General features: G+C 35.3%; 1 protein-coding gene and 1 pseudogene. One reads left to right on the forward strand and one right to left on the reverse strand.

Going from position 1 to position 1568, the window contains the following annotated elements; translation table 11 throughout:
- Window positions 1–1103: NAD(P)/FAD-dependent oxidoreductase (locus AC1DTM_RS25825; protein ID WP_477001222.1), on the reverse strand; the 1103-nt coding region annotated here is incomplete at its 3' end.
- A gap of 184 nt (window positions 1104–1287) precedes the next feature.
- Here AC1DTM_RS25825 and AC1DTM_RS25830 point away from each other — a divergent pair.
- Window positions 1288–1568, forward strand: a pseudogene (locus tag AC1DTM_RS25830) (AAA family ATPase); the annotation flags it as partial.

Here is a 1568-nt window from a genome sequence, read left to right on the forward strand (position 1 = left end):
TTTAATAACTCTTCAATTACTTTCCCGGTTACTGCTGCAAGACTAATCCCATCACCTTCATGTCCTGCTGCTATAAAGTAGTTCGGAATATGTTCCACTCCTGAAATGATTGGCAAATGATCTTCTGTCCACGGACGTAATCCAGCATATGAACGAATTACCATCATATCCGCCATTTTCGGATAAAAACGAATTGCTCTATTCGCAATACATTTAATTACCTCGTTATTAATTCTCGTATGAAATCCTACAAATTCTCTACTACTACCAATTAAAAAATTTTGACTTTCTGTTGGCTCAAACACAAGAGCTACCCCATATTTTTCAGTTAAAGCATCCACTTTTCGTTTTCCACCAAATTTAGAAATCAAATAACCAAATTCCATTACTTTACGGCAACCTACGTGCTGTTGTCTTGAAGCTACAATAATATGTCCCTTTCTCGGTTCAATTGGGATATTCACATCTAACATCTGTCCGATTTTAGGAGCCCACACACCGGCTGCGTTCACCACTTGCTTCGCAGTAAACGTCCCATTTGTTGTTTCTACAATAAAGGAACCATCTATATCTCTTTTCATTTCTTTTACTTCTGTATGATTAAAAGTTTTTGTACCAAATTTCTTCGATTCTGCAAGAAGTGAAAAAGCAAGAAGATATGGATTTACAGTTGAATCCGTTGCGCATTCTAAACCACCCAATAAATCATCTGCAAAAAATGGTGATTCTTCTTTTATATCTTGCCTATCAAGCATTCGAAACGGTAATCCAGCTTCTTTTTGACGATTTACCCATTGCTGTGCTGCCTCCATCTCTTCGTCTGATTCACAAACGAGAATGCTTCCTGGTGCCCTATATTCAAATGAGTGCTCCAGCTCTTCACTTAGTTCTGTTACTAATTTTTGACTTACTAACGACATTTGACTATCAAACCCTGGATCTTTATCAATCGCTAAAATATTCCCGTCACACCGTGAAGACGTTCCACTGACAAATTCTCCTTTTTCAATGATCGTTACGTCTCTTCCGTATTTTGAAGTGTAATAAGCGATAGAACATCCTATAATTCCACCGCCTATTATTAAAACGTCACAGTGCCTCATATATAGCACTCCTCCTTTCTCCTAAATCTCTCACTTTTTATTTATGCAATTGGTGTGCCAACTCTACATACAGAACTATTTATATGAAATAATTTTTATTTGTAAAAATATTTTAAATTTATCGTAAATAGGTGTATTATTTCTTTATCACTGTCTAAATTTTTATACATACCAGGAGGACACTATGACATTTTCATTTCCAACAATAAAAGAGTTTATAAAAATTTTATCAATCGATCGTACAAGCACCATTCAGCACATGAAACAGGAAGGTAAAAATTTTTATTACCTTCCTTCATCTACTGAAGAATGTAGTTGCGCAGTTATTTATGAAGAGGACTCTTTCACTACGTTAATCGAAGCTTTTTCTAACAATTCGGCAGTTGTAATTGTGAACGAAAATCTAGATCCTATATGCTGTGTAACTGCTCAACAAATGATTCCATTTCTTTATAAGTCTTACAA

Source organism: Bacillus sp. P4_D3 (assembly GCF_056401855.1).